The organism is Ideonella alba (assembly GCF_018069875.1).
Lineage (GTDB): Bacteria > Pseudomonadota > Gammaproteobacteria > Burkholderiales > Burkholderiaceae_C > Ideonella > Ideonella alba.
Window position 1 is genome coordinate 259,704 of record NZ_JAGQDF010000007.1, and the last position, 7,447, is coordinate 267,150.

General features: G+C 67.9%; 10 protein-coding genes. 9 read left to right on the forward strand and 1 reads right to left on the reverse strand.

Translation table 11 applies throughout. The annotated features are described in order from the left end of the window. Positions 1-52: 52 nt before the first annotated feature. From KAK07_RS14345 to KAK07_RS14370, 6 genes are read left to right on the forward strand one after another with little or no spacing between them, the layout of a single operon-like run. Positions 53-397, forward strand: a complete 345-nt coding sequence (locus KAK07_RS14345; RefSeq protein WP_210861466.1) for a hypothetical protein — start codon at positions 53-55, stop codon at positions 395-397. Continuing rightward, entirely contained in the window at positions 394-1,794 is a 1,401-nt protein-coding gene (locus KAK07_RS14350) for a TolC family protein (protein WP_210861468.1), read from the forward strand. Before KAK07_RS14345 ends, KAK07_RS14350 begins: the two co-directional genes overlap by 4 nt. Positions 1,795-1,808: 14 nt before the next feature. Further along, positions 1,809-3,185 carry a multicopper oxidase family protein gene (locus KAK07_RS14355; RefSeq protein WP_210861469.1) on the forward strand — a complete coding sequence of 459 codons (1,377 nt, stop codon included), beginning with the start codon at positions 1,809-1,811 and terminating at the stop codon, positions 3,183-3,185. Between the two features lie 9 nt (positions 3,186-3,194). Then, entirely contained in the window at positions 3,195-3,689 is a 495-nt protein-coding gene (locus KAK07_RS14360) for a cupredoxin domain-containing protein (RefSeq protein ID WP_210861471.1), read from the forward strand. 14 nt (positions 3,690-3,703) lie between these two features. Next, positions 3,704-4,144, forward strand: a complete 441-nt coding sequence (locus KAK07_RS14365) for a DUF411 domain-containing protein (protein WP_210861473.1) — start codon at positions 3,704-3,706, stop codon at positions 4,142-4,144. An 11-nt stretch (positions 4,145-4,155) separates the two neighbouring features. Then, on the forward strand, positions 4,156-4,506 hold the full coding sequence (locus KAK07_RS14370; protein ID WP_210861475.1) for a copper-binding protein: 351 nt from the start codon (positions 4,156-4,158) through the stop codon (positions 4,504-4,506). A gap of 294 nt (positions 4,507-4,800) precedes the next feature. On the opposite strand, the gene KAK07_RS14375 is transcribed toward KAK07_RS14370, so the two are convergent. Further along, complete coding sequence (locus KAK07_RS14375; protein ID WP_210855911.1) at positions 4,801-5,685, reverse strand: LysR family transcriptional regulator; 885 nt, start codon at positions 5,683-5,685, stop codon at positions 4,801-4,803. Between the two features lie 77 nt (positions 5,686-5,762). On the opposite strand from KAK07_RS14375, the gene KAK07_RS14380 reads away from it, so the two are divergent. From KAK07_RS14380 to KAK07_RS14390, 3 genes are read left to right on the forward strand one after another with little or no spacing between them, the layout of a single operon-like run. Then, on the forward strand, positions 5,763-6,191 hold the full coding sequence (locus KAK07_RS14380; protein WP_210855912.1) for a DoxX family protein: 429 nt from the start codon (positions 5,763-5,765) through the stop codon (positions 6,189-6,191). 18 nt (positions 6,192-6,209) lie between these two features. Further along, positions 6,210-6,512, forward strand: coding sequence for a Rieske (2Fe-2S) protein (locus KAK07_RS14385; protein ID WP_210855914.1), 303 nt, complete (start codon positions 6,210-6,212; stop codon positions 6,510-6,512). A gap of 1 nt (position 6,513) precedes the next feature. Continuing rightward, entirely contained in the window at positions 6,514-7,203 is a 690-nt protein-coding gene (locus tag KAK07_RS14390; RefSeq protein ID WP_210861477.1) for a glutathione S-transferase family protein, read from the forward strand. The last annotated feature ends 244 nt before the right edge of the window (positions 7,204-7,447 follow it).

Genomic DNA, 7,447 nt, shown 5'->3' on the forward strand with positions numbered 1-7,447 from the left:
GACGGGTTGTCTGGCCGGGCGCCATGCCCCGGCCGCCAGATGCGTTCACGCCATGAAGACATCCGTCACCCGCTGGGTGGCGCCCCTGCTCGCCAGCATGCCGATGCTGGCCATCGGGCAGGCGCTCCAGCGCACCGAACCGGGCACCCTGCCCACCCCCACCGCGTTCACGAACTACCAGGCCTACCGCGACATCGAGCCGGGTGACTGGCGCCGCCTGAACGAGACCGTGGGCACGGCCGCCCTGAAGTCCGCCGCCCCGCCGGCCGCCGCGCCCGCTTCCAGCATGGCCTCGCCAGCCAGACCGGCGATGCCCATGCCCTCTGCGGCCTCCAAGGCCATGCCGCACCACATGCACCGCGGCGGTCACGACCAGATGCACGGAGGCCGGCCATGATGCGCCTCACCGCGGTGGCTGCCGCCAGCCTGCTGCTGGCCGGCTGCGCATCGTTCTCGCCGGACGGTGGGTTCAACGAGGTCGACGCACTGACCAGGGAGCGCATCGGGCAGTCGCCGTCGCTGCAACGCAGCGCCGACGCGCAATCGGCCGCCGCGGCACGCGTGGCCCAGTTGGTCAAGCAGCCGCTGACAGCCGACAGCGCCGTCGAGCTGGCACTGCTGAACAACGCCGCGCTGCAGGCCAGCTATGCGGAGCTGGGCGTGGCCGAGGCCGACCTGGTCCGGGCAGGCCGATGGGCCAATCCCTCGTTCAGCTTCGGGCGCCAGAGCGGCCGTGGGTCGGTCGACATCGACCGGGCGGTGCTGTTCGATGTGCTGGGACTCTTCACGATGCCCGTGGCACGCCAGGTCGAACAGCGGCGCTTCGAGCAGGCCCAGATACAGGCGGCGCTCGACACCGTGGCCGTGGCCCAGGCGGCTCGCCAGGCCTACTTCGAAGCCGTCGCGGCGCAGCAGCTGGTGGGCTACTTCGGCCAGGTCAAGGAGGCCGCGGAGACCTCGAACGAACTGGCCCGTCGCATGGTGGCCGCGGGCAACTTCAGCCGGCTGGCCCAGATGCGCGAACAGTCGTTCTACGCCGACGCCACCGCCAACCTGGCACGCACGCAGCACCAGGCCGTGGCCGCGAAGGAACGCCTGGTCCGCGCCCTGGGCCTGACCCGCGACCAGCTGGGCATCCAGTTGCCGGAGCGCCTGCCGGACCTGCCGGCGGTGCCGCTCGAGCCGCGAGACGCCGAGCAGACGGCGATGGACCAGCGGCTCGACGTGCGGCTGGCCAAACGCTCGGCCGAGGCCACCGCCCGTTCGCTGGGCCTGTCTCAGGCCACGCGCTTCGTCAATGTGCTGCATGCCGGCTACGCCAACGCCAGCGCCACGGGTGAGCGGCGCACCAACGGCTACGAGATCGAGCTGGCGCTGCCGCTGTTCGACTTCGGTTCGGCCCGCGTGGCCCGCGCCGAGGCGATCTACCTGCAGGCGCTGAACCGCACGGCGGCCATCGCGGTGCAGGCCCAGTCCGAAGTGCGCGAGTCCTATTCGGCCTACCGCACGGCCTACGACCTGGCCAGGCACTACCGGGACGAGGTGGTGCCCCTGCGCAAGCGCATCTCCGAGGAGAACCTGCTGCGCTACAACGGCATGCTGACCAGCGTCTTCGATCTGCTGGCCGACGCCAAGGATCAGATCGCCGGCGTGGTGGGCGCCGTGGAGTCGCTGCGCGACTTCTGGGTGGCCCAGACCCACCTGCAGACCGCCCTGACCAGCGGCTCGCCCGGCACGCCCAGCGCGCCGGGCGCCGCCCGCACAGCCGCAGCCAGCCCGGCTGGCGGCCACTGACCCCCGAAACCACCATGAGCAACCGCAGAACCTTCTTCAAGGCCGCTGGTGCCACCTTCCTGGGTGCCGCCGCCGTCAGCCGCGCCGGGGCGGCGTTGCTGCCCGAGGCGGTCGTCCAGACCTCGGCCGCCACCCAATTGCCGCCGCCGCCGCCCAACGGTCGTCCCTACCAGCCCATCGTCACGCTCAACGGCTGGTCGCTGCCGTGGCGCGTAAAGGACGGCGTCAAGGAGTTCCACCTGGTGGCCGAGCCGGTGGTGCGCGAGATCGCCCCCGGCATGACGGCCAATCTCTGGGGCTACAACGGCTCCAGCCCCGGTCCGACCATCGAAGCCGTGGAGGGCGACCGCATCCGCATCTTCGTCACCAACAAGCTGCCGGAGGTCACCTCGGTGCACTGGCACGGCATCCTGCTGCCCTCGGGCATGGACGGGGTGTCCGGCCTGACCCAGCCGCCCATCCAGGTCGGCAAGACCTTCGTGTACGAGTTCGTGCTGCAGCGCGCCGGCACCTTCATGTACCACCCCCACGCTGACGAGATGGTGCAGATGGCCATGGGCATGATGGGCCTGTTCATCGTGCACCCCAAGGACCCGCGCCAGTTCAAGGTCGACCGTGATTTCGGCTTCATCCTGAACGCCTACGACATCGCGCCCGGCAGTGCGACCCCCCAGGTCAACACGATGCTCGACTTCAACCTCTGGACCTGGAACAGCCGCGCCTTCCCCGGCATCGATCCGTTCGTGGCCCGCACCGGCGACCGTGTGCGCATCCGCGTGGGCAACCTGACGATGACCAACCACCCCATCCACATGCATGGCCCGCATTTCGAGGTCACCGGCACCGATGGCGGCTGGGTGCCCAAGTCGGCCCGCTGGCCCGAGGTGACGACCGACATTGCCGTCGGCCAGATGCGCGCCATCGAGTTCAACGCGCTGGCCGGCGACTGGGCCATCCACTGCCACAAGAGCCACCACACGATGAACGCGATGGGCCACGGCGTGCCCACCATGATCGGCGTGGACCATCGCGACATCGCCAGAAAGATCTCCAGCCTGGTGCCCGACTACATGGTGATGGGCGAGCGCGGCATGCACGACATGGCCGAGATGGAGATGCCGATTCCCGACAACACCCTGCCGATGATGACCGGCACCGGGCCGTTCGGCCCGGTGGGCATGGGCGGCATGTTCAGCGTGGTGAAGGTGCGCGACGACGTGGCGCGCGGCGACTACAAGGACCCGGGCTGGTACCGGCACCCCGCGGGAACCCTCGCCTCCGAATACACCAGCGAGGCCCCCGCCCTGCCCGCCGCGCCGCGGGCCTCGGCGCCACCGTCAGACGCGAGCACCTTGCAGGTCCGCAAGCCCAGCGGCCATGACCACCATTGAAGGACAGCGATGAAGACCCTCCACACACTGACCACGGCCAGCCTGGTGCTGGCCTGCCTGGGTGCGCAGGCGCACGGCGACGAGACCCACCCGATGAAGACGCACCGCTATGACCCCCGCCAGGTCGAGGAGCGCGCCTTCGGCAGGGAAGGCGACCCGGGCAAGGTGTCGCGCACGGTCCGGCTTGAGATGAGCGATGCGATGCGCTTCACGCCCTCGGAGGTCGTCGTCCAGCGCGGACAGACGGTGAAGTTCATCGTCACCAACAAGGGCCGGCAGCTGCACGAAATGGTGCTGGGCACGCCGCAGGAATTGAAGGAGCACGCCGAGCTGATGAAGAAGTTCCCGACCATGGAGCACGCCGACGCGAACATGGCGCATGTGAAACCCGGCGCCAGCGGCGGCATCGTCTGGCAGTTCACCCAGGCGGGCGAGTACCAGTTTGCCTGCCTCATCCCGGGTCATTTCGAGGCCGGCATGGTCGGAAAGGTGGTGGTCCAGTGAAACGACGTTCATTCATGGCGCTGGCCATCGGCGCGGCGGCAACCTGGACCCGGCCCGCAAGCGCGCTCCAGGCACTGCCCCGGGTCGAGGTCTACAAGAACCCCAACTGTGGCTGCTGCGGCGCCTGGGTCGACCACATGCAGGCCGCCGGGTTTCCCGTGAAGGTGACCCTGGTGGACGACACCGCCGTCATGCGCCGCCGTGTCGGCCTGCCCGATCGGTTCGGGAGCTGCCACACGGCGCTGGTCGGTGGCTATGTGCTGGAGGGCCATGTGCCGGCCAACGAGGTCAAGCGCCTGCTCGCCCAGCGGCCGGACGCCATCGGCCTGGCCGTTCCCGGCATGCCCGCGGGCTCACCCGGCATGGAGGTGGGAACCCGGAAGGATCCCTACCAGGTGCTGCTCATCGACAAGCGCGGGCGCGACACCGTGTTCGCGGCCTACCCCAAGGCCTGAAGGAGATCCCCATGACATTCGTTCCCACCCTCGCTGCCACGCTGTTCGCCACGCTGGCTGTCACCGCGGCACCGGCCCAGGCCCAGACGCCCACCGACCCCTCAACCCGCCCCGCGCCAGCGGTCTCGGCAGCCCCGGAGCCCACCAGTGACGGCGAAGTCCGCAAGGTGGACAAGGCCCAGGGCAAGCTCACGCTCAAGCACGGCCCGATCAAGAACCTGGACATGCCCCCGATGACCATGGTCTTCAAGGTCAGTGACCCCCAGCTGCTCGAGGGCCTGAACCCGGGCGACAAGATCAGGTTCGCGGCCGACAACCTGAACGGTGCGATGACGGTGACCGCCGTGCAGGTGCTCAAGTAGCGCGAGCCGGCGGCCGTCTGGCGTTGAAGCCCGTGCTGGCTCCATCTGGCCAGGCCGTGGCGCGGCCCTGTCGCCAAGTTCGCATGAGCGAAGGCTCGTCTAACGACGCATCGTGACCCGCTGGCGGCGACCGTGTGTCGCCTCGACCGGGCAGGCTCCCAGGACGTGGACGGCGACTCGAGACTGAACTCAGACGGTTGCCTTGCGCCTCTGGCCGCCTGTTCTCGACCCTCAGCGATCCAAGACGGCCATCGAGACCGGTCGCTCACCTCACCATTGCGGCTCAGCTAGCAATCAGGGAAGCTGAATGGCCTTGGAGAGGTGCGCGTAAACGGCGCCCACTCTGCGCAGATGTCGTGCATCCGGATGCGTAAGCAGCCACAGCTCCGTCTCGCACTCCGGCAGCGGGTCGGTCAAGCGCACGAGATCTTTTCGACCTTCCGCAAGGAACAAGGGAACCACGCCGACACCCAGGCCCAAGGCTACGAGCTCCAACACGGACAGGATGCTGCCGACCTGATATCGAGGAGCCACCTTTGGAAAGTGGCGCTTGCGCCACACGACCGAAGGATGCTCGGGTAGGGCTTCGTCGGGCGCCACCCAGTCCAGGCTCCCCGCCTGGGCCGGCTCGAAGCTCCGAAGCCGAGCCCGGCGCGCCGCATACAGCGCCACGCGGATCGGCCCGATCTGCTTGCCGACGAGGTGAGCGGGTGGGCGCTTTGTCGCCCGAACCGCGATGTCCGCATCGCGCCGCGTGAGGCTCGCCAGTTCATTGCCAGTGTGCAGCTCGAAGGCCAGGTGGGGGTGCTCCTCTCGCAAGGAAGCCAGCGCTGGCGCGACCAGACCATGCAGGACGGTGTCGGTTGTCGTAATACGAACTGTGCCCGAGATGTGGGACGGCGCCGACTCCACCGTGGCGCGCGCCGCCTCAAGCGCACTCTCGATGGATTCCGCCTGAACGGCCAGCTCCTGGGCGAGTTCAGTCGGCACGTAGCCCGTACGCGTTCGCTCGAACAGCGGTCGACCCAGGCCGCGTTCGATGCGCTGCAAGGCCCGAAACACCGTCGAGGCGTCGACCCCCAGCCGCTCTCCCGCGGCCGCCAAGGTCCCTGTGCGCGTCATGGCCAAGGTCATCTCCAGGTCGCCTGGCCCAATTCTGTATTGCGTTCGAGCAATCATCAATTTCCTTTCGGCCTATGGCGTTTGCCTTGGGGCAATCCTACATTGGCTTCGTCATTCACTTCCATCCCTGTCCCATGAATTCCGTTCCCGCCACCTCCTCCTCCGCTGCCTGGGGCATCGCGCTGCTGCGCGTGAGCCTCGGTGTCATGTGGATCGCCCACGCGCTGCTGAAGCTGTTCGTCTTCACCCTGCCGGGCACCGCACAGTTCTTCACCAGCATCGGGTTCCCCGGCTTCCTGGCGTACCCCGTCTTTGCAGTCGAACTGGTTGGCGGCCTCGCACTCCTGCTGGGAATCTATGCGCGCCAGGCCGCGCTGGCCCTCGTCCCCGTCATGGCAGTGGCTGCCTGGGTGCATGTGCCCAACGGCTGGGTTCACACCAGTGCCGGCGGCGGCTGGGAATACCCGGTGTTCCTGATCGTCGCCTCCATTGCGCTGTGGCTGCTGGGTGACGGGGCTGTTGCTCTAAAGCGTTCGTCAAAGTTCACCCCTCGCTTTGCCTGACCCACATCGGAGACTTTGATGAAGCAAGCATTGATCGCCATCGAGCAGATTCCGGAGTCCGGAGCAGTCACAGTGGACTTCTTCGGCCGCCCGGCACTTGCGTACCGGGCGGAGGGACAAGTCTGTGCCACCCTGGCAATCTGCCCTCACCTGGGTGGTCCGCTGGAGTGGAAGGACGGTGAACTCGTCTGCGGCTGGCACGGTCAGCGCCACGACGCATCCACAGGTGCCTGCCTGCGTGGTCCGGCTCCTGGGCAGCAGGCCATGCGGCTTCCCACACGCGTCGAAGACGGCGTCTTGCACTATGTCTGGGGCGAATGAAATGAGCGTCGCCGGACTGACCTTGGTCAGCCACGCGCTGTGTCCGTACGTGCAGCGCGCGGCCATCGTGCTGGCCGAGAAGGAGGTGCCATTCGAGCGGCGGGATATCGACCTGGCCCGCAAGCCCGACTGGTTCCTGCGTGTGTCGCCGCTGGGCAAGACGCCCGTGCTGCTCGTCGGCGACGAGGCCATCTTCGAGTCGGCCGTCATCTGCGAATTCCTGGACGACACGACGCTGCCTCGGCTGCACCCTGCCAATGCGCTCGAGCGAGCCCGTCACCGCTCGTGGATGGAGTTCGGCTCCAACGTGCTGAACCTCATCGGGGCCTTCTACAACGCCCCCGACGAGCAGACGCTGCAGGTACGGGCAGCGGACATCCGGGAGAGGCTTCAGCAACTGGAGGCCGCGCTCGGCTCGGGGCCGTTCTTCGCGGGCGCATCGTTCAGCATCGTCGACGCGGTCTTCGGGCCGGTGTTCCGGTACTTCGACGTGTTCGACACCATCGCCGACTTCGGGTTCTGGGACGACCTGCCAAAGGTGCGTCGGTGGCGTGAAGCGCTTGCACGACGGCCATCGATTCAGAAGGCCGCGAGTCCGCAATATCCAGCCTTGCTCATGGCGTTCGTGGTCAAGCGAGGCTCGGCTCTCAGCGCAATGTGTCGCGAAGGGGCCGCGACCTCGTCAACTTGAACTCTCGCGTGCGACTACTGCCGGGCCGATAGAACCAAGACCGCTCCTGGCCGATAGCAGGCGATGAGCGCCGCAGCATCGATCGACCGCCACCGCTGCTTGACCGCCGCCGCGCCACCAAGCAAAAAAGGGGCGCCCCACGGCGCCCCTCGTGTCGTTATGGTGATCCGAAGGATCAGCGCACCACGGCGATCTGGTCGCGGTTGCCACCCTTGTAGGTGTACAGCGTCAGCGCGCCGTTCTT

Coding starts and splice junctions, on each gene's coding strand:
- KAK07_RS14380 (WP_210855912.1), top strand. CDS start 5,763: ATGAATTCCGTTCCCGCCACCTCCTCCTCCGCTGCCTGGGGCATCGCG.
- KAK07_RS14345 (WP_210861466.1), top strand. CDS start 53: ATGAAGACATCCGTCACCCGCTGGGTGGCGCCCCTGCTCGCCAGCATG.
- KAK07_RS14355 (WP_210861469.1), top strand. CDS start 1,809: ATGAGCAACCGCAGAACCTTCTTCAAGGCCGCTGGTGCCACCTTCCTG.
- KAK07_RS14350 (WP_210861468.1), top strand. CDS start 394: ATGATGCGCCTCACCGCGGTGGCTGCCGCCAGCCTGCTGCTGGCCGGC.
- KAK07_RS14360 (WP_210861471.1), top strand. CDS start 3,195: ATGAAGACCCTCCACACACTGACCACGGCCAGCCTGGTGCTGGCCTGC.
- KAK07_RS14365 (WP_210861473.1), top strand. CDS start 3,704: ATGGCGCTGGCCATCGGCGCGGCGGCAACCTGGACCCGGCCCGCAAGC.
- KAK07_RS14370 (WP_210861475.1), top strand. CDS start 4,156: ATGACATTCGTTCCCACCCTCGCTGCCACGCTGTTCGCCACGCTGGCT.
- KAK07_RS14385 (WP_210855914.1), top strand. CDS start 6,210: ATGAAGCAAGCATTGATCGCCATCGAGCAGATTCCGGAGTCCGGAGCA.
- KAK07_RS14390 (WP_210861477.1), top strand. CDS start 6,514: ATGAGCGTCGCCGGACTGACCTTGGTCAGCCACGCGCTGTGTCCGTAC.
- KAK07_RS14375 (WP_210855911.1), bottom strand. CDS start 5,685: ATGATTGCTCGAACGCAATACAGAATTGGGCCAGGCGACCTGGAGATG.